Source organism: Streptomyces sp. NPDC086147 (assembly GCF_040702165.1).
Taxonomy (GTDB): Bacteria; Actinomycetota; Actinomycetes; order Streptomycetales; family Streptomycetaceae; genus Streptomyces.
In genome coordinates, this window is record NZ_JBFBJO010000011.1 from 138,447 (window position 1) to 159,598 (window position 21,152).

A 21,152-nucleotide genomic window follows, 5' to 3' on the forward strand; every position below is an offset into this window, starting at 1 on the left:
TCCGATCCCGGTAGGATCTCTGGGGTTCGTTCAGAAAAGGGTTACGCGAAGGAGACAGGCAGATGTCCGGCCACTCTAAATGGGCTACGACGAAGCACAAGAAGGCCGTGATCGACGCCAAGCGCGGCAAGCTCTTCGCGAAGCTGATCAAGAACATCGAGGTCGCGGCCCGCACGGGCGGCGCCGACCCCGAGGGCAACCCGACCCTCTTCGACGCCATCCAGAAGGCGAAGAAGAGTTCGGTCCCCAACAAGAACATCGACTCCGCGGTCAAGCGCGGCGGCGGTCTCGAGGCCGGCGGCGTCGACTACGCCACGATCATGTACGAGGGCTACGGCCCGAACGGCGTCGCGGTGCTCATCGAGTGCCTCACCGACAACCGCAACCGCGCCGCCTCCGACGTGCGCGTGGCCATGACCCGCAACGGCGGCTCCATGGCCGACCCGGGCTCCGTCTCGTACCTGTTCAACCGCAAGGGCGTCGTCGTGCTCCCCAAGGGCGAGCTGTCCGAGGACGACGTCCTGGGCGCGGTGCTCGACGCGGGCGCCGAGGAGGTCAACGACCTCGGCGAGTCCTTCGAGGTCATCAGCGAGGCCACCGACCTGGTCGCGGTCCGCACCGCGCTCCAGACGGCCGGCATCGACTACGACTCCGCCGACTCCAGCTTCGTCCCGACCATGCAGGTCGAGCTGGACGAGGAGGGCGCGCGCAAGATGTTCAAGCTGATCGACGCGCTCGAGGACAGCGACGACGTGCAGAACGTCTTCGCCAACTTCGACGTCAGCGACGAGGTCATGGCGAAGGTCGACGCCTGATCACCTGCTTTTCGCGGCGGGCCGACGGGGACACGCTCCCGTCGGCCCGCCGCGTTGTCGGTGGCAGCCGATAGCCTGCTCAAACAGGAGATCGAAGGGAGGGGGGTGACGTGCGCGTACTCGGAGTGGACCCCGGGCTCACCCGGTGCGGCGTCGGCGTCGTCGAGGGCGTCGCGGGCCGGCCCCTGACCATGCTCGGCGTCGGAGTGGTGCGGACGCCCGCGGACGCCGACATCGGCATGCGCCTGGTCGGCATCGAGCAGGGCATAGAGGAGTGGATCGACCGCTTCTCGCCCGAACTCGTCGCCGTGGAGCGGGTGTTCAGCCAGCACAACGTACGCACGGTGATGGGCACCGCCCAGGCCAGCGCGGTCGCCATGCTCTGCGCCTCCCGCCGCGGCATCCCCGTCGCCCTGCACACCCCCAGCGAGGTCAAGGCCGCCGTCACCGGCAGCGGCCGCGCCGACAAGGCCCAGGTCGGCACCATGGTGACCCGGCTGCTCCGGCTCTCCGAGCCGCCCAAGCCCGCCGACGCCGCCGACGCCCTCGCCCTCGCCATCTGCCACATCTGGCGGGCCCCCGCCCAGAACCGGCTCCAGCAGGCCGTCGCCGCCCAGAACCGCCTCCAGGAAGCGGCCGCCCGGCACGCGTCCGCAGTGAAAGGCCGAACCCGATGATCGCCTTCGTCAGCGGCCAGGTCGCCGCCCTCGCCCCCACCACGGCCGTCGTCCAGGTCGGCGGCGTGGGCATGGCCCTCCAGTGCACCCCGGCGACCATCGCCGGACTGCGGATCGGCGAGGAGGCCCGGCTCGCCACCTCCCTCGTCGTCCGCGAGGACTCCCTCACCCTGTACGGCTTCGCCGACGACGACGAGCGGCAGGTCTTCGAGCTCCTCCAGACCGCCAGCGGCGTCGGCCCCCGCCTCGCCCAGGCCATGCTCGGCGTCCACAGCCCCGACGCGCTGCGCCTCGCCGTCTCCACCGGGGACGAGAAGGCCCTCACGGCCGTCCCCGGCATCGGGAAGAAGGGCGCGCAGAAGCTCCTGCTCGAACTGAAGGACAAGCTCGGCTCCCCCCTCGGCAGCAGCGGCCTCGTCGGCGCCCAGCGCGTCGCCTCCGGTCCCGCCCCCTGGACCGAGCAGCTCACCGCCGCCCTCATCGGCCTCGGCTACGCGAGCCGCGAGGCCGAGGAGGCCGTCGGAGCCGTCACCCCGCAGGCCGAGGCCGCCCTCGCCGAGACCGGCACCGCCCCCGTGCCGCAGCTCCTGCGCGCCGCCCTGCAGACCCTCAACCGCGCCCGCTGACCACCCCCGATCCCGCCCGGCCGGGCCGTACGAACGAGAAGGCATCCACCGTGAACTGGGACGACGACACCACCGCCGGGGCACCCGACGCCGAGGCGCGCATCGTCGACGCCGCCGCGGAAGGCGACGACCAGGCCGTCGAGGCGGCCCTGCGGCCCAAGGACCTCAACGAGTTCGTCGGCCAGGAGAAGGTCCGCCAGCAGCTCGACCTCGTCCTCAAGGCCGCCCGGCAGCGCGGTGCCACCGCCGACCACGTCCTGCTCTCCGGCGCCCCCGGCCTCGGCAAGACCACCCTCTCGATGATCATCGCGGCCGAGATGAACGCCCCGATCCGCATCACCTCCGGCCCCGCCATCCAGCACGCCGGCGACCTCGCCGCGATCCTCTCCTCCCTCCAGGAGGGCGAGATCCTCTTCCTCGACGAGATCCACCGCATGTCCCGGCCCGCCGAGGAGATGCTCTACATGGCGATGGAGGACTTCCGCGTCGACGTCATCGTCGGCAAGGGCCCCGGCGCCACCGCCATCCCCCTCGAACTGCCGCCCTTCACCCTCGTCGGCGCCACCACCCGCGCCGGACTCCTGCCGCCCCCGCTGCGCGACCGCTTCGGCTTCACCGGCCACATGGAGTTCTACGACCCGTCCGAGCTCCAGCGCGTCATCCACCGCTCCGCCGGACTCCTCGACGTCGCGATCGACCCCGCCGGCGCCGCCGAGATCGCCGGCCGCTCCCGCGGCACCCCCCGCATCGCCAACCGCCTGCTGCGCCGGGTCCGCGACTACGCCCAGGTCAAGGCGGACGGAGCGATCACCCGGGAGATCTCCGAGGCCGCCCTCAGGGTGTACGAGGTCGACGGCCGCGGCCTCGACCGGCTCGACCGCGCCGTCCTGGAGGCCCTCCTCAAGCTCTTCGGCGGCGGACCGGTCGGCCTGTCCACCCTCGCCGTCGCGGTGGGGGAGGAGCGCGAGACCGTCGAGGAGGTCGCCGAACCCTTCCTCGTACGCGAGGGACTGCTGGCCCGCACGCCCCGTGGCCGGGTCGCCACCCCCGCCGCCTGGACGCACCTCGGTCTCGTTCCGCCGCAGGCAGCGGGCCCGGGCGGTGCGGGAACGGGACAACAGGGGCTCTTCGGGGCGTGACGGTGCGGACGCTCGCCCGTACCGGAACCAGGGTGCGATGCTGGACGTTGTTCCAGCGATGCGGACTCGCCTAGACTCCGCCGATGCCGCCCTTTCCGGTCGGCGTGCCCACCCCCGAAGATCAGGCCGCGGGCTCTCCGCGACCATGCGAAGGAAACCCGTCCCGTGAACATCGTGACCCTCCTCCCCTTCATCGTCCTCATCGGGGCCATGTTCCTGATGACCCGCTCCGCCAAGAAGAAGCAGCAGGCGGCGGCGCAGATGCGCGACGAGATGCAGCCCGGCACCGGCGTGCGCACGATCGGGGGGATGTACGCCACCGTCAAGGAGATCGGCGACGAGACCGTCCTCCTCGAGGTCGCTCCGGGCGTGCACGCCGTCTACGCCAAGAACGCGATCGGCGCGGTCCTCCAGGACTCCGAGTACAACCGGATCGTCCACGGCGACGACGACAGCGACGAGTCCTCGGACTCCGACACCGTCGTCCCGGACGACGCCTCCTCGCTGACCGGCGCCACCGACGCCACGGCCGAGGACGCGCCCAAGGCCGACCTGACGAAGAAGTCGGACGCGGCCGAGGCCGCCGCCGAGGGGGAGAAGGACGGCAAGACCGACGGCGAGACCGGCGCGAAGTAAGCGCGACCGGGGGACCGCGCACACGCCCACCGGCGTGCGCGCGCCCCCGAACGGTTCCACGTCTGCGGGGGATGGTCCCCACACATACTTCGTGGCCGTCGCGCACACACCCGTCGCGCGGCGGTTGGACAGGGAGATACGACAGGTGGCAGCACCGAAGAAGGGCCGAAGGCCGGCGGGGGGACAGAGCCGGCCGGGCCGCGCCCTGGCACTCATCCTGATCGCCATGGTCGCGCTCACCGGCGGCATGTTCTGGTCGGGGCACACCACCCCGCGCCTCGGCATCGACCTCGCCGGCGGTACGTCGATCACGCTCAAGGCCAAGGCCGACCCCGGCCAGGAGTCGGCGGTCAACGAGACCAACATGAACACGGCGGTCGACATCATCGAGCGCCGTGTCAACGGTCTGGGTGTCTCCGAGGCCGAGGTCCAGACCCAGGGCCGCGAGAACATCATCGTCAACATCCCCCGCGGGACGAACGAGAAGCAGGCCCGTGAGCAGGTCGGCACCACCGCCCAGCTCTACTTCCGGCCCGTCCTCGCGGTGACGAACGGCGCGCCCCAGGCCGCGCCGACCGCCACCCCCTCGGGCTCGGCCTCGCCGAAGCCGTCGGCCACCCCCTCCGGTGCCACCGCGGGCGAGAAGTCGGCCACCCCGTCGGCCACCGCCTCCACCCGGGGCCGCGCGCTCACCGAGGCCCTCAAGGCCCCGAGCCCGACGCCCACCGGCAGCGCCTCGCCCTCGTCCTCCGCGACGCCGAAGGCCACCGGAACCCCGGAGGCGACCCCCACGCCCGACGCCGGCACCGCGGCGCTGGAGCAGAAGTTCACCGCCCTGAACTGCCTCGACCCCAAGCAGCGCACCGCCGCCGGCCAGGGCGTCAAGCCGTCCGAGCCCACCGTGGCCTGCGGCGAGGACGCCCCGGGCGTCTGGTCGAAGTACCTCCTCGGCCCGGCCGAGGTGGAGGGCCGCGACGTCGACGACGCCAAGGGCGCCTTCGACCAGCAGCGCGGCATGTGGATCGTCACCATGGACTTCACCGACGCCGGGTCGAAGAAGTTCCAGTCGATCACCGGCAAGCTGTCGCAGCAGTCCGACCCCCAGAACCGGTTCGCGATCGTCCTCGACGGCGAGGTCGTCTCGGCCCCCTCGGTGCGCCAGACGCTGAGCGCCAGCGCCGAGATCTCCGGCAGCTTCAACCAGCAGTCCGCCCAGGACCTCGGCAACATCCTGTCCTACGGCGCCCTGCCGCTCTCCTTCCAGACCCAGAGCGTCGACACCGTCACCGCCGCGCTCGGCGGCGACCAGCTGGAGGCCGGCCTGATCGCCGGCGCCATCGGCCTCGCCCTGGTCATCATCTACCTGGTCGCCTACTACCGCGGCCTGTCGCTGATCGCCATCCTCAGCCTCGGCGTCTCCGCGCTGCTGACCTACGTGATCATGTCCCTGCTCGGCCCGGCCATCGGCTTCGCGCTGAACCTGCCGGCCGTCTGCGGCGCCATCGTCGCCATCGGCATCACGGCGGACTCGTTCATCGTCTACTTCGAGCGCATCCGCGACGAGCTCCGCGAGGGCCGCACGCTCCGCCCGGCCGTCGAGCGCGCCTGGCCGCGCGCCCGCCGCACCATCATGGTCTCCGACTTCGTGTCGTTCCTGGCCGCGGCCGTGCTCTTCATCGTCACCGTCGGCAAGGTCCAGGGCTTCGCGTTCACGCTCGGCCTGACCACCCTGCTCGACATCGTCGTGGTGTTCCTCTTCACCAAGCCGATCATGACGCTGCTCGCGCGGACCAAGTTCTTCGGCGACGGCCACCCGTGGTCCGGCCTGGACCCGAAGCGCCTCGGCGCCAAGCCGCCGCTGCGCCGCGCCCGCCGCACCAACGCCCCCGCCGGCCCTGTCGACCCGAAGGAGGCGTGAGATGTCGAAGCTCGGAGATCTCGGCGCCCGACTCCACCGCGGTGAGGTCGGCTACGACTTCATCGGCAACCGCAAGATCTGGTATGGCCTGTCCATCCTGATCACCATCACCGCCATCGTCGCCCTGGCCGTCCGCGGCCTCAACATGGGCATCGAGTTCCAGGGCGGCGCCGTCTTCACCACCCCGAAGTCGGACGTCTCCGTCAGCCAGGCCCAGGAGTACGCGGAGGAGGCCTCCGGCCACGACGCGATCGTCCAGCAGCTCGGCAACGGCTCGCTCCGCATCCAGGTCGGCGGCCTCGACACCGCGCAGTCCGACCAGGTCCGCTCGGAGCTGGCCAAGGACCTGAACGTCGCCGAGGACAAGATCGCGGCCGAGCTGGTCGGTCCGAGCTGGGGTGAGCAGATCGCCAACAAGGCCTGGACCGGTCTCGGGATCTTCATGATCCTGGTGGTGATCTACCTGGCCATCGCCTTCGAGTGGAGAATGGCGGTCGCGGCGCTCATCGCCCTCATCCACGACCTCACCATCACCGTGGGCATCTACTCCCTGGTCGGCTTCGAGGTCACCGTCGGCACGGTCATCGGCCTGCTGACGATCCTCGGTTATTCGCTGTACGACACGGTGGTCGTCTTCGACTCCCTCAAGGAGTCCACGAAGGAGATCACGAAGCAGACCCGCTTCACCTACAGCGAGCTGGCCAACCGCTCGATCAACGGCACCCTGGTCCGTTCGATCAACACCACCGTCGTCGCGCTGCTGCCGGTCGCCGGCCTGCTCTTCATCGGCGGCGGCGTCCTCGGCGCCGGCATGCTCAACGACATCTCGCTGTCGCTGTTCGTGGGCCTCGCGGCCGGCGCGTACTCGTCGATCTTCATCGCCACCCCGCTCGTCGCCGACCTCAAGGAGCGCGACCCGGCGATCAAGGCCCTCAAGAAGCGCGTCCTGGCCAAGCGGGCCAGTGCCGCCGCCAAGGGCGAGTCCGCGGACGGCGACGCGTTCGCCGACGGCACCGAGGCCGCGGTCGTCGGCCCCCGGGCCGGACGCCGGGGCCGCACCCAGGAGCACCGAGGATGACCGCCGGGGCCCAGGACGTCACCGGCCTCCTGCTCAGCCGCATCCGCGACGTACCGGACTACCCGAAGCCCGGCGTGCTGTTCAAGGACATCACGCCGCTGCTCGCGGACCCGGAGGCGTTCGGGGCCCTCACCGGCGCCCTCGCCGGGCTGTGCTCCGCGCACGGCGCGACGAAGGTCGTCGGCCTGGAGGCGCGCGGCTTCATCCTGGCCGCCCCGGTGGCCGTCCGCGCGGGCCTGGGCTTCATCCCGGTCCGCAAGGCCGGCAAGCTCCCCGGCGCCACGCTCCGCCAGGCGTACGAGCTGGAGTACGGCACCGCCGAGATCGAGGTGCACGCCGAGGACCTGGCCGCGGGTGACCGCGTCATGGTCATCGACGACGTCCTCGCCACCGGCGGCACGGCCGAGGCCTCCGTCGAGCTCATCCGCCGCGCCGGCGCCGAGGTCGCGGGCGTCGCCGTCCTCATGGAGCTGGGCTTCCTGCCGGGCCGCGCCCGTCTGGAGCCGGCCCTGAAGGGCGCTCCGCTCACGGCGCTGATCACCGTCTGACACCGGGCTCCGGCCCGTACGGGGCGCTCCGGGGAATCCCCGGGGCGCCCCCGTCGTTTTCCGGAGTGCCCCGGTCCGGCCGCCCGGGAGCGGACGCCGCCCGTGGCCGGATCCGTTCACTCCCCGGCCGCGTGAGCAGCGCGGGTCCGGGCTCGATACCATGGCCGTTCCGGGCCTGACCGGGGGACCCGGACATGCACGAGGAGCGCTCTTGCCAGACGAGGCCCAGCCACTCTCCGCCGCGCAGCCCGACCCGAAGGCCGAAAAGGCCGCGCCGGGGACCGGCACGCCCCAGAACAAGCCCGCGGAGACCGGGCCCGCGCCCGCCGCGCCCGAGCCGGCCCCCGCGGCCGCCCCGGCCGCGCGCCCCGCGCCGACCGCGCCCGCCCGCTCGGGCGGCTCGTCCAACCGCGTCCGCGCCCGCCTCGCCCGGCTCGGCGTGCAGCGCTCCTCACCGTACAACCCGGTCCTCGAACCGCTGCTCCGGATCGTCCGCTCCAACGACCCCAAGATCGAGACGGCCACGCTGCGCCAGATCGAGCGGGCCTACCAGGTCGCCGAGCGCTGGCACCGCGGCCAGAAGCGCAAGAGCGGCGACCCGTACATCACGCACCCGCTCGCCGTCACCACCATCCTCGCCGAGCTCGGCATGGACCCGGCGACCCTGATGGCCGGGCTCCTGCACGACACCGTCGAGGACACCGAGTACGGCCTCGACACCCTGCGCCGGGACTTCGGCGACCAGGTCGCGCTGCTCGTCGACGGCGTCACCAAGCTCGACAAGGTCAAGTTCGGCGAGGCCGCCCAAGCCGAGACCGTCCGCAAGATGGTCGTCGCCATGGCCAAGGACCCGCGCGTCCTGGTCATCAAGCTCGCCGACCGCCTGCACAACATGCGCACCATGCGCTACCTCAAGCGGGAGAAGCAGGAGAAGAAGGCCCGCGAGACCCTGGAGATCTACGCGCCCCTGGCCCACCGCCTGGGCATGAACACCATCAAGTGGGAGCTGGAGGACCTCGCCTTCGCGATCCTCTACCCCAAGATGTACGACGAGATCGTCCGGCTCGTCGCCGAGCGCGCCCCCAAGCGGGACGAGTACCTGGCCGTCGTCACCGACGAGGTCCAGACCGACCTGCGCGCCGCCCGCATCAAGGCCACCGTCACCGGCCGCCCCAAGCACTACTACAGCGTCTACCAGAAGATGATCGTCCGCGGCCGGGACTTCGCGGAGATCTACGACCTGGTCGGCATCCGCGTCCTCGTGGACACCGTCCGCGACTGCTACGCGGCCCTCGGCACCGTCCACGCGCGATGGAACCCGGTCCCCGGCCGGTTCAAGGACTACATCGCGATGCCGAAGTTCAACATGTACCAGTCGCTGCACACGACGGTCATCGGACCCAACGGCAAGCCCGTCGAGCTCCAGATCCGCACCTTCGACATGCACCGGCGCGCCGAGTACGGCATCGCCGCGCACTGGAAGTACAAGCAGGAGGCCGTCGCCGGCGCCTCCAAGGTGCGCACCGACGTGCCGAAGAAGACCGGCAAGGACGACCACCTCAACGACATGGCGTGGCTCCGCCAGCTCCTCGACTGGCAGAAGGAGACCGAGGACCCCGGCGAGTTCCTGGAGTCCCTGCGCTTCGACCTCTCCCGCAACGAGGTCTTCGTCTTCACGCCCAAGGGCGACGTCATCGCGCTGCCCGCCGGCGCCACCCCCGTCGACTTCTCCTACGCGGTCCACACCGAGGTCGGCCACCGCACGATAGGGGCCCGGGTCAACGGGCGGCTCGTCCCGCTCGAATCGACCCTCGACAACGGCGACCTGGTCGAGGTCTTCACCTCCAAGGCCGCCGGCGCCGGCCCCTCCCGCGACTGGCTCGGCTTCGTCAAGTCCCCGCGCGCCCGCAACAAGATCCGCGCCTGGTTCTCCAAGGAGCGCCGGGACGAGGCCATCGAACAGGGCAAGGACGCCATCGCGCGGGCCATGCGCAAGCAGAACCTGCCGATCCAGCGGATCCTCACCGGCGACTCCCTCGTCACCCTCGCCCACGAGATGCGCTACAGCGACATCTCCTCGCTGTACGCGGCGATCGGCGAGGGCCACGTCACCGCCCAGTCCATCGTGCAGAAGCTGGTCCAGGCGCTCGGCGGCGAGGAGGCCGCCACCGACGACATCGACGAGTCCGCGCCGCCGACCCGCGGCCGCTCCAAGCGCCGCTCCAACGCCGACCCCGGCGTCGTCGTCAAGGGCGTCGAGGACGTCTGGGTGAAGCTGGCCCGCTGCTGCACCCCCGTCCCCGGCGACCCGATCATCGGCTTCGTCACCCGGGGCAGCGGGGTCTCGGTCCACCGCAGCGACTGCGTCAACGTGGACTCGCTGTCCCGGGAGCCGGAGCGGATCCTGGAGGTCGAGTGGGCCCCGACCCAGTCCTCGGTCTTCCTCGTCGCCATCCAGGTCGAGGCCCTGGACCGCTCCCGGCTGCTCTCCGACGTCACCCGGGTCCTCTCGGACCAGCACGTCAACATCCTCTCGGCGGCCGTCCAGACCTCCCGCGACCGGGTGGCCACCTCCCGCTTCACCTTCGAGATGGGCGACCCGAAGCACCTGGGCCACGTCCTGAAGGCCGTGCGGGGCGTGGAGGGCGTCTACGACGTGTACCGCGTGACCTCGGCCCGCCGGCCGTAACGACGCCGTATGAAGGAGGGCGGCCCCGGTACCTGCGTACCGGGGCCGCCCTCCTTCATACGGGCGGGGATCAGCCGCCGAACTCCTCCAGACCCTTCAGGGCCTGGTCGAGCAGGGCCTGGCGGCCCTCCAGCTCGCGCGAGAGCTTGTCGGCCTTGGCGTCGTTGCCGGCGGCGCGGGCCGCGTCGATCTGCTTGCGCAGCTTCTCGACCGCGTCCTGGAGCTGACCGGTCAGACCCGCGGCACGCGCGCGCGCCTCCGGGTTCGTCCGGCGCCACTCGGCCTCCTCGGCCTCCTGGATCGCCCGCTCCACCGCGTGCATCCGGCCCTCGACCTTGGGACGGGCGTCACGCGGGACGTGGCCGACGGCCTCCCAGCGCTCGTTGAGGGAGCGGAAGGCCGCGCGGGCCGCCTTCAGGTCCGTCACCGGGACGAGCTTCTCGGCCTCGGTCGCGAGCTCCTCCTTCAGCTTGAGGTTCTCACCCTGCTCCGCGTCCCGCTCGGCGAAGACCTCGCCGCGCGCCGCGAAGAAGACGTCCTGGGCACCGCGGAAACGGTTCCACAGGTCGTCCTCGTGCTCGCGCTGGGCGCGGCCGGCCGCCTTCCAGTCCGTCATCAGCTCGCGGTAGCGGGCCGCCGTGGCCCCCCAGTCGGTGGAGTTCGAAAGGGACTCCGCCTCCGCGACCAGGCGCTCCTTCGCCTTGCGGGCGTCCTCGCGCTGCGCGTCCAGGGACGCGAAGTGGGCCTTGCGGCGCTTCGAGAACGCCGAGCGGGCGTGTGAGAAGCGGTGCCACAGCTCGTCGTCGGACTTGCGGTCGAGCCGGGGAAGGCCCTTCCAGGTGTCCACGAGCGCCCGCAGCCGCTCGCCCGCCGAACGCCACTGCTCGCTCTGGGCCAGCTCCTCGGCCTCCGTGACGAGCTTCTCCTTGGCGCCACGCGCCTCGTCGGCCTGCTTCGCCTTCTGGGCCCGGCGCTCCTCTCGGCGCGACTCGACCGTCCCGACGAGCTTGTCCAGCCGGGCGGAGAGCGCGGCCAGGTCGCCGACGACGTGGTGCTCGTCGACCTGGTGCCGGATGTGCTCGATCGCCGCGGTGGCGTCCTTCGCCGAGAGGTCGGTGGTCCTCACGCGCTTCTCGAGGAGGCCGATCTCGACCACCAGGCCCTCGTACTTGCGCTCGAAGTAGGCCAGGGCCTCCTCGGGGGTGCCGGCCTGCCACGATCCGACGACCTGCTCACCCTCGGCCGTCCGCACGTACACGGTGCCCGTCTCGTCGACGCGGCCCCACGGGTCGCTGCTCACAGCGCCTCCTCACCATGATGCCGTCGCGGGGTCGCACCCCGCGGGCATCGTCCACAGTTTCCCGGCGGGCCTCGCCCGCCTTCCGCAGCGCGGCCGACGGCCCACGCTGCACACCGCCAATCTAGGCGAACCGCGGCCCGGCTGTCCGCACTCAGCGCGACCGAGATTCGACGGTCGGCCCGCCGGTGCGGACGCGCGGGCTCACTTCTTGGTGACGGTGGCCTTCTCGACGGTGACGGCCTTCTTCGGGGCGCCGTCCGTGGCGCCGCCCTCGACACCGGCCGCGGCGACCTCCTGGACCGCCTTGAGGCCGGCCGCGTCGATCTTCCCGAAGGGGGTGTAGGTCGGCGGCAGCTTGGTGTCCTTGTAGACGAGGAAGAACTGCGAGCCGCCGGTGCCCGGCTGTCCGGTGTTCGCCATGGCCACGGTGCCGGCCGGGAAGGTCACCGAGCCGTCCGCCCCGGCCTTGCCGAGGGAGCCCAGGTTCTCGTCCGGGATGGTGTAGCCGGGGCCGCCCGTGCCGGTGCCCTGGGGGTCGCCGCACTGGAGCACGAAGATGCCCTGCGTGGTGAGGCGGTGGCACTTGCTCCCGTCGAAGTACTTCTTGTCCGCGAGGTGCTTGAAGGAGTTCACCGTGCGCGGGGTCTTCGCCGCGTCCATGGTGATCGTGATGTCGCCCGCGTCGGTCTTGAGCGCCATGTCGTACGAAGCCTTCTGATCCACGGTGAGCTTCGGCTCCGGGCCCTCGGACTCCTGCGAGGGCGAGGGCGTCGGGGTGGTGGCCGTGTCGCCCGCCGCGCCGTCCGAGCCCTTCTTCGAGCCGTCCGACAGCGCCACCGAGGCGTACACGGCGCCGCCCGAGGCCAGCACCACCGCGAGGACGGCCGCGACGACGGTGTTGCGGCGCCGGTCCTTGCGGCGCTTCTCCTCCCGCCGCTGCTGCTGCCGCACGTACTTCTCCCTGGCAAGCTGCCGCCGCCGCTGATCGCTGGTGACCACCGGGTCCGCTCCTTGTCGCTCGTCTGTTCCTGTCCTGGCCGGATGTGCCCGTACCGTATACGGGTTGGCTGTGGAACCGGCACCGCCGGTAGGCTCTGATCTGCCGAATCCCGTCATTCCCGTGATTTCCGCGCCCCCGCGCCGGACGACATCTAAGGACGAACGTGCTGATTGCCGGGTTCCCCGCCGGGGCCTGGGGCACCAACTGCTACCTGGTCGCCCCCGCCGCAGGCGAGGAGTGCGTCATCATCGACCCGGGCCACCAGGCCGCCCAGGGAGTCGAGGAGACGCTCAAGAAGCACCGTCTCAAGCCCGTCGCCGTCGTCCTCACCCATGGACACATCGACCACGTCGCCTCCGTCGTCCCGGTGTGCGGCGCCCATGACGTCCCCGCGTGGATCCACCCGTCCGACCGCTACATGATGAGCGACCCGGAGAAGGCCCTCGGCCGCTCCCTCGGGATGCCCCTCATGGGCGAGCTGACCGTGGGGGAGCCCGCCGACGTGCGCGAGCTCGCCGACGGCTCCGAGCTGAAGCTCGCCGGTCTGGAGTTCTCCGTCGCCCACGCGCCCGGCCATACCAAGGGGTCGGTGACCTTCCGGATGCCCGAGACCACGGAGATCCCCTCCGTGTTCTTCTCCGGGGATCTGCTGTTCGCCGGCTCCGTCGGACGCACCGACCTGCCCGGCGGTGACATGGACGAGATGCTCGGATCGCTGGCCCGCGTGTGCCTGCCCCTCGACAACTCGACCGTGGTGCTGTCGGGACACGGTCCCCAGACGACCATCGGCCAGGAACGCGCCACCAACCCCTACCTCCGGCAGGTGGCCGCCGGCCTCGGGAGCCCCGACGCTCCCCGACGAGGAATGTGACGACTCACGTGAGCACCTTCAAGGCCCCCAAGGGCACGTACGACCTCATCCCGCCGGTCTCCGCGACCTACCTCGCGGTCCGCGAGGCCATCGCGGCGCCCCTGCGCCGCTCCGGCTACGGCTACGTCGAGACCCCCGGCTTCGAGGACGTGAACCTCTTCGCCCGCGGCGTCGGCGAGTCCACCGACATCGTGACCAAGGAGATGTACGCCTTCGAGACCAAGGGCGGCAGCAAGCTCGCCCTGCGTCCCGAGGGCACCGCCTCCGTGCTCCGCGCCGCCCTGGAGGCCAACCTCCACAAGCAGGGCAACCTGCCGGTGAAGCTCTGGTACTCCGGCTCGTACTACCGCTACGAGCGCCCGCAGAAGGGCCGCTACCGGCACTTCTCGCAGGTCGGCGCCGAGGCGATCGGCGCCGAGGACCCGGCGCTCGACGCCGAGCTGATCATCCTGGCCGACGAGGCCTACCGCTCCCTGGGCCTGCGGAACTTCCGCATCCTGCTGAACTCGCTCGGCGACAAGGAGTGCCGCCCGGTCTACCGGGAGGCCCTCCAGGACTTCCTGCGCGGGCTCGACCTCGACGAGGACACCCTGCGCCGCGCCGAGATCAACCCGCTGCGCGTCCTCGACGACAAGCGCGAGTCCGTGCGGAAGCAGCTGACCGGCGCCCCGCTCCTGCGCGACTACCTGTGCGACGCGTGCAAGGCGTACCACGAGGAGGTGCGCGCCCTGATCACGGCGGCGGGCGTGGTCTTCGAGGACGACGACCGGCTGGTGCGCGGCCTCGACTACTACACCCGCACGACCTTCGAGTTCGTCCACGACGGTCTCGGCTCGCAGTCGGCGGTCGGCGGCGGCGGCCGCTACGACGGCCTCTCCGAGATGATCGGCGGCCCCGCGCTGCCGTCCGTCGGCTGGGCGCTCGGCGTGGACCGCACGGTCCTCGCCCTGGAGGCCGAGGGCGTCGCGCTCGACCTGCCCTCCGCCACCAGCGTCTTCGCCGTCGCCCTGGGCGAGGAGGCCCGCCGGATCCTCTTCGGCAAGGTCACCGAGCTGCGCAGGGCCGGGATCGCCGCGGACTTCTCCTTCGGCGGCAAGGGCCTCAAGGGCTCCATGAAGGACGCCAACCGCTCGGGCGCCCGCTTCGCCGTCGTGGCCGGCGAGCGCGACCTCGCCGAGGGCGTCGTCCAGCTCAAGGACATGGAGACCGGCGAACAGCGGGCGGTCGCCCTGGACGGCCTCCTGGACGCGGTACGGGCCGAGCTGGCCTGACGCCCGGTCGTACGGAGGAGGGGCCCGGTGCGCGCGAGCGGCCGGGCCCCTCCTTATGTCCACCGAACGGTCGACAGGGGCCTCCGTACGGCAGAATGACCGTGCCCAGCAGCCCGCGAGCGATGGATCGGAAACATGACGAAAGCAGCGGTGGACGACCCGGCACCCGGCACGATCGGAGCGGGCCGCGCCTTCTCCTGGCTCCTGGTGATCACGGGCGCGGCCGGACTGCTCGCCGCCTGGGTCATCACGATCGACAAGTTCAAGCTCCTGGAGGACCCGGGCTTCACCCCCGGGTGCAGCCTCAACCCGGTCGTCTCCTGCGGCAACATCATGAAGAGCGAGCAGGCCTCGGTCTTCGGCTTCCCCAACCCGATGCTCGGCCTCGTCACGTACGGCATGGTGATCGCGATCGGCGTCGGCCTGCTCGCCGGGGCCCGCTACCGGCGCTGGTACTGGCTCGGCCTCAACGCCGGCACCCTCTTCGGCGTCGTCTTCTGCGCCTGGCTCACCTACCAGTCGCTGTACGAGATCAACGCGCTCTGCCTGTGGTGCTGCCTGGCCTGGGTCGGGACCATTGTCATGTTCTGGTACGTGACCTCGCACAACGTGCGCCACGGCGTGATCCCCGCCCCGGCCGGCCTGAGGACCTTCTTCGGGGAGTTCACCTGGGTCCTGCCCGCCCTGCACATCGGGATCATCGGCATGCTGATCCTGACCCGCTGGTGGGACTTCTGGACGAGCTGATCCCGGCTCCGTTGTCGGCGGCGTGACCTAGGCTTCATGAACGTGGAGCCCGACCTCTTTACCGCAGCCGCCGAAGACCGCCAGGAGAAGGATCCGTCCAGCAGCCCGCTGGCCGTCCGGATGCGCCCCCGCACCCTCGACGAGGTGGTGGGGCAGCAGCACCTGCTCAAGCCCGGATCGCCGCTGCGCCGGCTCGTGGACGACGGCGACGGCGGCCCCGCCGGAGCCTCCTCCGTGATCCTCTGGGGCCCGCCGGGCATCGGGAAGACCACCCTGGCGTACGTCGTCTCGAAGGCCACGGACAAGCGGTTCGTAGAGCTGTCCGCCATCACCGCCGGCGTCAAGGAGGTCCGGGCCGTCATCGACGGGGCCCGGCGCGCGGTGGGCGGCTACGGCAAGGAGACCGTCCTCTTCCTCGACGAGATCCACCGCTTCTCCAAGGCCCAGCAGGACTCCCTGCTGCCGGCCGTCGAGAACCGCTGGGTGACGCTGATCGCCGCCACCACCGAGAACCCCTACTTCTCCGTGATCTCCCCGCTCCTCTCCCGCTCGCTGCTCCTCACCCTGGAGCCGCTGACCGACGAGGACCTGAAGGGGCTGCTCGCCCGGGCGCTCACGGACGAGCGGGGCCTCGGCGGGGCCGTGACCCTGCCGGAGGACGCCGAGGCCCACCTCCTGCGGGTCGCGGGCGGCGACGCCCGCCGCGCCCTGACCGCCCTGGAGGCCGCCGCCGGCGCGGCGATCGCCAAGAAGGAGGCGGAGATCACCCTCCTGACGGTGGAGGAGACCGTCGACCGGGCCGCCGTGAAGTACGACCGGGACGGCGACCAGCACTACGACGTGGCCAGCGCGCTCATCAAGTCGATCCGGGGCTCGGACGTGGACGCGGCCCTGCACTACCTGGCGCGGATGATCGAGGCGGGGGAGGACCCGCGCTTCATCGCGCGGCGCCTGATGATCTCCGCGAGCGAGGACATCGGCCTCGCCGATCCGAACGCCCTGCCGATCGCCGTCGCCGCCGCCCAGGCCGTCGCCATGATCGGCTTCCCGGAGGCGGCGCTGACCCTGAGCCACGCCACCATCGCCCTGGCCCTGGCCCCGAAGTCGAACGCGGCGACGACCGCGATCGGCGCCGCCCTCGCGGACGTGCGCGGCGGCCTCGCGGGCCCGGTCCCGGCGCACCTGCGCGACGGCCACTACAAGGGCGCGGCCAAGCTCGGCCACGCGCAGGGGTACGTGTACCCGCACGACGTGCCGGGCGGCATCGCGGCCCAGCAGTACGCCCCGGACGCGATCCACGGCCGCCGGTACTACGAGCCCACCCGCTACGGCGGGGAGGCGCGGTACGCGGACGTGGTGGAGTGGGCGCGGACGCGCCTGAAGGGCGAGGAGCCGCAGCGGTAGCGCGCTCAGGCGCGGGCGGCCTCGAAGAGCCGGTGCATCTCGCGGCGCAGCTCGGAGATCTCCCGCACCGGCTCGGGGAAGTCGAAGCGGGCGTCGAAGCAGTCCCCGGGGCCCGCGCTGAAGCGGACCCGCAGGCCGAAGCGGTCGAGGGCGAGCGGGGCCACGTCCCGGGTGGGGACGAGGGCGGCCGAGCGGTCGCCGAGCAGCGAGGTCAGCTCCCGCAGCCGGTCGCCGTGCGCCGCCGCCAGGTGCTGGAGGAGCTCCGTCTCGTGCGCGTGCAGCGGGTCCGGCGCGGCGGCCGCGAACTCCTCGGCGTCGATCCCGGCGGTGCCCCACAGGTCGTCCACGCGCGCCTCCCCGACCTCGAGACGCAGCATCATGCGGCCCTGCTCGGCGACGCCCGGCAGACAGGTGAGCCAGCCGGAGACCCAGGCCCGGCCCCGGATGCGGTGGGGGACGGAGACGGGGGCCACGTCCGTGAGTTCCAGCACGACCGGCAGCTCGTCGTCCACGGCGTGCGTGGCGGCCCGTACGGGCGGGGCGTCGGCGGGGTAGAGCAGGAAGACCTCACCGTCGGGGCCCACGGCCCGTGCCTCGGGCGCGAGCTGCTCGGGCCGGTGCCCCTCGGCCCCCGGGATCAGCAGGACGCCGGAGCATGTACTCTGTACGAGAGTTCGTGTGCGCTCGGCTGCTGACGGCATCCGCGCGATTTCAAGTCCGCTGGGACGCGGCTGACCATGAGCTGACCGGACCTCCGTCGTATCGATGCCATCCAGGGCTTCATCCATGGATTGGGCGTCGTTCTTTGTGTTGCCGTCCGTGATGCGTGTGGTGTTCCCCGGGCGAGACATGCGATCTCCTTGAGTAAGGTGAGCCTAACCTAACCTACAACGGAGGTCTGGAGAACGTGCCTAACCAGTCGCGTCCCAAGGTCAAGAAGTCCCGTGCGCTCGGTATCGCGCTGACGCCGAAGGCCGTCAAGTACTTCGAGGCCCGCCCGTACCCGCCGGGCGAGCACGGCCGTGGTCGCAAGCAGAACTCGGACTACAAGGTCCGTCTGCTCGAGAAGCAGCGTCTGCGCGCCCAGTACGACATCAGCGAGCGCCAGATGGCGCGCGCCTACGACCGCGCCAAGAAGGCCGAGGGCAAGACGGGCGAGGCGCTGGTCGTCGAGCTCGAGCGTCGCCTCGACGCCCTGGTCCTGCGTTCGGGCATCGCCCGCACCATCTACCAGGCCCGCCAGATGGTCGTCCACGGCCACATCCAGGTCAACGGCCAGAAGGTCGACAAGCCGTCCTTCCGCGTCCGTCCGGACGACGTCGTCATGGTCCGCGAGCGCAGCCGCACCAAGCCGCTGTTCGAGGTCGCCCGTGAGGGTGGCTTCGCCGCCGACGGCGAGACCCCCCGCTACCTCCAGGTCAACCTGAAGGCGCTGGCGTTCCGCCTCGACCGCGACCCGAACCGCAAGGAGATCCCGGTCATCTGCGACGAGCAGCTGGTCGTCGAGTACTACGCCCGCTGACGCAGGCGCGGTACCACCCACGCGGTGTTCAGCCCGCCGCTTCCCCGCCCTTTCCGGTGGGGGAGCCGGCGGGCTTCCGCGTTCCCGGGACCCCCGCCGGCCGGCCCGTGCGGAACGGGCGCGGCGCCGCCGGGCCGCCCATGGCCGGATCCCGGCGCCCGGCGAGCGCCCGCTCCACCACCGCGTCCGCCGAGAGCCCCCGCCCCTCCAGGAACGCCTCCTCGTACGCCTCCGCGCCCAGCGCCTCGCGCGCCCGCCCCTCGCACAGCTCTCCCGGACCGCCGAATGACTCCGAGCCGAAGAGCCGGACGCCCACCGCGTCCCACAGGGACGCCGCCGCCCCCTGGAGCACCGCCGCCTCCGCCGGATCCCCCTCGCTCACCGTCACGAGCGCCAGCAGCTCGATCGCCAGGACGAGCCCCACCAGGTCGTGGAAGGCGTGGTCGATCGCGACGCACTCGGCCAGCAGCTCCCGCGCATCCCCGTACGCGTCCCGGGTCCACGCCGCGTACGCCAGGACGTAGAGGGCGTACGCCCGCGTCCACAGCTCCCCGCGCTCCTCGCAGATCTCCCGGACCTCCCGGCAGAGGGCCACCGCCCCCTCCAGGTCGCCCCGGAAGGCCCGCGCCATCGCCACCTCGACCTGGCCCATCAGCACGTTGCTGTTCAGCTCGCCCAGCTCCCGGTAGGAGTCGAGCGCCCGCCCGATCAGCTCCTCCGCGCGCGCCGTGTCGTCCGTGAGCAGCGCCAGACAGCCCATCCGGTGCGTCGCGTACGCCTCCGCCAGCGCGTTCCCCGAGGACCTGGCCCGCTCCCCGCACTCGTGGAGCGCCGCCACCGCCGCCGTGCCGTCCCCCTGGAGGATCGCCACGTACCCGAGCACCCACAGCGCCTTCAGCCGCGCCTCCTGGTGCCCGGACTCCAGGGCGAGCGCCCGGTCCAGCCAGTACCGCCCCTCCGAGAGGCGCCCGCAGCCCGCCCAGGCGAACCAGAGCGTGCCCGCCATGTGCTGGGCGAGGTGCGCGTCCTCCGGCAGCTCCAGGCACAGCTCCAGGGCCGCCCGCAGGTCGGGCAGCGCCACGTCCGTGCGCGCCGCCACCTCCGCCTGGCGCGGACTGAACCACTCCAGCTCGCACCAGGTGGCCAGGCCCATGTACCAGTCGCGGTGCCGCCGTCGCATCCGCTCCGTGTCGCCGAGCGCCGCCAGCCACTCCGCCCCGTACGCGGCTACCGTGTCCAGCATCCGGTAGGCCGGGCCCGCCGGAGTGTCCTCCCGCGAGACGAGCGACTGCGCGAGCAGCCCGCCGAGCAGGTCCAGGATCCGCTCCGGCGGCAGCTCGCGGCCCCCGCACACGTACTCCACCGCCTCCAGGTCGAAGGGGCCCGCGAACACCGAGAGCCGCGCCCACAGCAGCCGCTCCGGGGGCGTGCACAGCTCGTGGCTCCAGCCGATCGCCGTCCGCAGCGCCCGGTGGCGGGGGAGCGCCCCGCGCTCGCCGTCCGCGAGGAGCCGGAAGCGGTCGTCGAGCCGTTGCAGCATCTGCTCGGGGGAGAGCAGGGGCAGCCGCCCGGCCGCCAGTTCGAGGGCGAGCGGAATCCCGTCGAGTCGTTGACACAACTCCCTTACGGCCTGCGGTACTTCGGAGGGCGTACGGGCGAGGCCCGTGGCCGTGCTCGCACCGTCCGGGCCTGTGAAGGCGTCCGGGCCCGCGCAGGCGTCCGCAGCGCCGAGGTGCGCGAAGGCGTCCGTGTCGCCCGGGCCCGCCGACGTGCCCGGCAGCACCGGAGCCCCCGCCTCCGCCGCCCGTTCCGCGAGGAGCGCCACCGCGTCCGCCTCACCCATCGGCGCCAGCGCGAACACCGCCTCGCCCGCCACCCGCAGCGGCCTGCGCCCCGCCGCGAGGACGGTGAGGCCCGGCGCGTGCGCGAGCAGCTCCCGCACCAGCGGGGCACAGCTCTCCACCAGGTGCTCGAAACCGTCGAGGACCAGCAGGACGTGCCGCTCCGCGAGGTGTTCCACCAGCACCTCGCGCGGCGGCCTCGGCGTGTGGTCCGTGAGGCCGAGCGCCTCGGCCAGGGCGTGTGCCACCAGGTCCGGGTCGCGCAGGGGTGCGAGCCCGGCGAGCCAGACCCCGTCGCCGTAGCGTTTCTGCACCCCGGCGGCCGTCCGCAGCGCGAGCCGCGTCTTGCCGACCCCGCCCACGCCCACGACCGTGACCAGGCGGGACGTTCCGAGGAGCGCCGTCAACGCGGCCTGCTCGGCGGCCCGTCCGACGAACCGGTTCAGCTCCGCCGGGAGATTGCTCCGTCGCATGGGACACGGAGCGTACTCACCCGCGCGCGCTGCGTACAACCGGATCCCGTGACGGACGTCTCGCGCACGGTAATGCGGTACGGCGCGACAGCCCGGGCGCGATAGGGTCGGGGGACGACTTTCACAAGGCCCAACGACAGCAGAGAGCGGTGCAGCGTGACCGGTGGAGAGGTTGCCGGGATCCTGGTGGCCGTCTTCTGGGCGATCCTCGTCTCCTTCCTCGCCGTGGCGCTGGCGAGGCTGGCGCAGACGCTCAGGGCGACCACCAAGCTCGTGGCGGACGTGACGGAGCAGGCCGTTCCCCTGCTCGCCGAGGCCTCGGCGACCGTGCGGTCGGCGCAGACCCAGCTCGACCGGGTCGACGCCATCGCCTCGGACGTCCAGGAGGTCACCTCCAACGCCTCCGCGCTCTCCACCACCGTCGCCTCCACCTTCGGCGGCCCGCTCGTCAAGGTGGCCGCCTTCGGCTACGGCGTGCGCCGGGCGCTCGGCCGGAGCCGGGACGGGGAGGAGGCGCCGCGCGCCTCCGCGCGCCGCACCGTGATCGTCGGCCGTACCGTGCCGTCCATGCGCCGCCGGAAGCAGAAGGGCTGACCC

The 21,152-nt window shown here is 72.0% G+C and carries 19 protein-coding genes; 15 read left to right on the forward strand and 4 right to left on the reverse strand.

What is annotated here, in order from left to right; genetic code table 11:
- The first annotated feature begins 62 nt into the window (after positions 1 to 62).
- From AB0398_RS23650 to AB0398_RS23690, 9 genes are all read left to right on the forward strand, one after another.
- Positions 63 to 815, forward strand: coding sequence for a YebC/PmpR family DNA-binding transcriptional regulator (locus AB0398_RS23650; RefSeq protein WP_053644098.1), 753 nt, complete (start codon positions 63 to 65; stop codon positions 813 to 815).
- A 110-nt stretch (positions 816 to 925) separates the two neighbouring features.
- The gene (gene ruvC, locus AB0398_RS23655; protein ID WP_121831716.1) at positions 926 to 1,492 is read left to right on the forward strand and encodes a crossover junction endodeoxyribonuclease RuvC; all 567 of its coding nucleotides are present in this window, start codon (positions 926 to 928) and stop codon (positions 1,490 to 1,492) included.
- Entirely contained in the window at positions 1,489 to 2,118 is a 630-nt protein-coding gene (ruvA, locus tag AB0398_RS23660) for a Holliday junction branch migration protein RuvA (protein ID WP_366377602.1), read from the forward strand. Before ruvC ends, ruvA begins: the two co-directional genes overlap by 4 nt.
- A gap of 50 nt (positions 2,119 to 2,168) precedes the next feature.
- The gene (gene ruvB, locus AB0398_RS23665; protein ID WP_366377603.1) at positions 2,169 to 3,257 is read left to right on the forward strand and encodes a Holliday junction branch migration DNA helicase RuvB; all 1,089 of its coding nucleotides are present in this window, start codon (positions 2,169 to 2,171) and stop codon (positions 3,255 to 3,257) included.
- A 165-nt stretch (positions 3,258 to 3,422) separates the two neighbouring features.
- Positions 3,423 to 3,893: a preprotein translocase subunit YajC gene (gene yajC / locus AB0398_RS23670; RefSeq protein ID WP_366377604.1), complete on the forward strand. Its 471-nt coding sequence runs from the start codon at positions 3,423 to 3,425 to the stop codon at positions 3,891 to 3,893.
- A 145-nt stretch (positions 3,894 to 4,038) separates the two neighbouring features.
- A complete protein-coding gene (gene secD, locus AB0398_RS23675) occupies positions 4,039 to 5,811 on the forward strand; it encodes a protein translocase subunit SecD (protein ID WP_366377605.1) in 1,773 nt (590 codons plus the stop codon).
- A 1-nt stretch (position 5,812) separates the two neighbouring features.
- Positions 5,813 to 6,889 carry a protein translocase subunit SecF gene (gene secF, locus AB0398_RS23680; protein WP_366377606.1) on the forward strand — a complete coding sequence of 359 codons (1,077 nt, stop codon included), beginning with the start codon at positions 5,813 to 5,815 and terminating at the stop codon, positions 6,887 to 6,889.
- Positions 6,886 to 7,437, forward strand: coding sequence for an adenine phosphoribosyltransferase (locus AB0398_RS23685; RefSeq protein WP_366377607.1), 552 nt, complete (start codon positions 6,886 to 6,888; stop codon positions 7,435 to 7,437). Before secF ends, AB0398_RS23685 begins: the two co-directional genes overlap by 4 nt.
- Before the next feature lie 211 nt (positions 7,438 to 7,648).
- Positions 7,649 to 10,126: a bifunctional (p)ppGpp synthetase/guanosine-3',5'-bis(diphosphate) 3'-pyrophosphohydrolase gene (locus AB0398_RS23690; protein WP_366377608.1), complete on the forward strand. Its 2,478-nt coding sequence runs from the start codon at positions 7,649 to 7,651 to the stop codon at positions 10,124 to 10,126.
- Positions 10,127 to 10,196: 70 nt separating this feature from the next.
- Here AB0398_RS23690 and AB0398_RS23695 read toward each other — a convergent pair whose 3' ends face one another.
- Positions 10,197 to 11,426, reverse strand: a complete 1,230-nt coding sequence (locus AB0398_RS23695) for a DUF349 domain-containing protein (protein WP_366377609.1) — start codon at positions 11,424 to 11,426, stop codon at positions 10,197 to 10,199.
- A gap of 201 nt (positions 11,427 to 11,627) precedes the next feature.
- Positions 11,628 to 12,425 carry a peptidylprolyl isomerase gene (locus AB0398_RS23700; RefSeq protein WP_366377610.1) on the reverse strand — a complete coding sequence of 266 codons (798 nt, stop codon included), beginning with the start codon at positions 12,423 to 12,425 and terminating at the stop codon, positions 11,628 to 11,630.
- 164 nt (positions 12,426 to 12,589) lie between these two features.
- Between AB0398_RS23700 and AB0398_RS23705 the strand changes: the two genes are divergently transcribed.
- The 4 genes from AB0398_RS23705 to AB0398_RS23720 all read left to right on the forward strand — a co-directional run bounded on the left by AB0398_RS23705 (position 12,590) and on the right by AB0398_RS23720 (position 16,719).
- Positions 12,590 to 13,297: an MBL fold metallo-hydrolase gene (locus tag AB0398_RS23705; protein WP_366377611.1), complete on the forward strand. Its 708-nt coding sequence runs from the start codon at positions 12,590 to 12,592 to the stop codon at positions 13,295 to 13,297.
- 8 nt (positions 13,298 to 13,305) lie between these two features.
- A complete protein-coding gene (gene hisS / locus AB0398_RS23710; protein ID WP_366377612.1) occupies positions 13,306 to 14,568 on the forward strand; it encodes a histidine--tRNA ligase in 1,263 nt (420 codons plus the stop codon).
- Between the two features lie 135 nt (positions 14,569 to 14,703).
- Positions 14,704 to 15,315 carry a vitamin K epoxide reductase family protein gene (locus AB0398_RS23715; protein ID WP_366377613.1) on the forward strand — a complete coding sequence of 204 codons (612 nt, stop codon included), beginning with the start codon at positions 14,704 to 14,706 and terminating at the stop codon, positions 15,313 to 15,315.
- A 42-nt stretch (positions 15,316 to 15,357) separates the two neighbouring features.
- Positions 15,358 to 16,719, forward strand: coding sequence for a replication-associated recombination protein A (locus AB0398_RS23720; RefSeq protein ID WP_366377648.1), 1,362 nt, complete (start codon positions 15,358 to 15,360; stop codon positions 16,717 to 16,719).
- 5 nt (positions 16,720 to 16,724) lie between these two features.
- Here AB0398_RS23720 and AB0398_RS23725 read toward each other — a convergent pair whose 3' ends face one another.
- On the reverse strand, positions 16,725 to 17,420 hold the full coding sequence (locus AB0398_RS23725) for a DUF2470 domain-containing protein (RefSeq protein WP_366377614.1): 696 nt from the start codon (positions 17,418 to 17,420) through the stop codon (positions 16,725 to 16,727).
- Positions 17,421 to 17,626: 206 nt separating this feature from the next.
- Here AB0398_RS23725 and rpsD point away from each other — a divergent pair, with 206 nt between their 5' ends.
- Complete coding sequence (gene rpsD, locus AB0398_RS23730) at positions 17,627 to 18,241, forward strand: 30S ribosomal protein S4 (protein ID WP_030214918.1); 615 nt, start codon at positions 17,627 to 17,629, stop codon at positions 18,239 to 18,241.
- A 28-nt stretch (positions 18,242 to 18,269) separates the two neighbouring features.
- Here rpsD and AB0398_RS23735 read toward each other — a convergent pair whose 3' ends face one another.
- Positions 18,270 to 20,555 carry an AAA family ATPase gene (locus tag AB0398_RS23735; protein ID WP_366377615.1) on the reverse strand — a complete coding sequence of 762 codons (2,286 nt, stop codon included), beginning with the start codon at positions 20,553 to 20,555 and terminating at the stop codon, positions 18,270 to 18,272.
- A 156-nt stretch (positions 20,556 to 20,711) separates the two neighbouring features.
- Between AB0398_RS23735 and AB0398_RS23740 the strand changes: the two genes are divergently transcribed.
- On the forward strand, positions 20,712 to 21,149 hold the full coding sequence (locus tag AB0398_RS23740) for a DUF948 domain-containing protein (protein WP_366377616.1): 438 nt from the start codon (positions 20,712 to 20,714) through the stop codon (positions 21,147 to 21,149).
- Positions 21,150 to 21,152 lie beyond the last annotated feature (3 nt).

Coding starts and splice junctions, on each gene's coding strand:
- AB0398_RS23650 (WP_053644098.1), top strand. CDS start 63: ATGTCCGGCCACTCTAAATGGGCTACGACGAAGCACAAGAAGGCCGTG.
- AB0398_RS23735 (WP_366377615.1), bottom strand. CDS start 20,555: ATGCGACGGAGCAATCTCCCGGCGGAGCTGAACCGGTTCGTCGGACGG.
- AB0398_RS23715 (WP_366377613.1), top strand. CDS start 14,704: ATGACGAAAGCAGCGGTGGACGACCCGGCACCCGGCACGATCGGAGCG.
- secF (WP_366377606.1), top strand. CDS start 5,813: ATGTCGAAGCTCGGAGATCTCGGCGCCCGACTCCACCGCGGTGAGGTC.
- AB0398_RS23685 (WP_366377607.1), top strand. CDS start 6,886: ATGACCGCCGGGGCCCAGGACGTCACCGGCCTCCTGCTCAGCCGCATC.
- ruvA (WP_366377602.1), top strand. CDS start 1,489: ATGATCGCCTTCGTCAGCGGCCAGGTCGCCGCCCTCGCCCCCACCACG.
- AB0398_RS23725 (WP_366377614.1), bottom strand. CDS start 17,420: ATGCCGTCAGCAGCCGAGCGCACACGAACTCTCGTACAGAGTACATGC.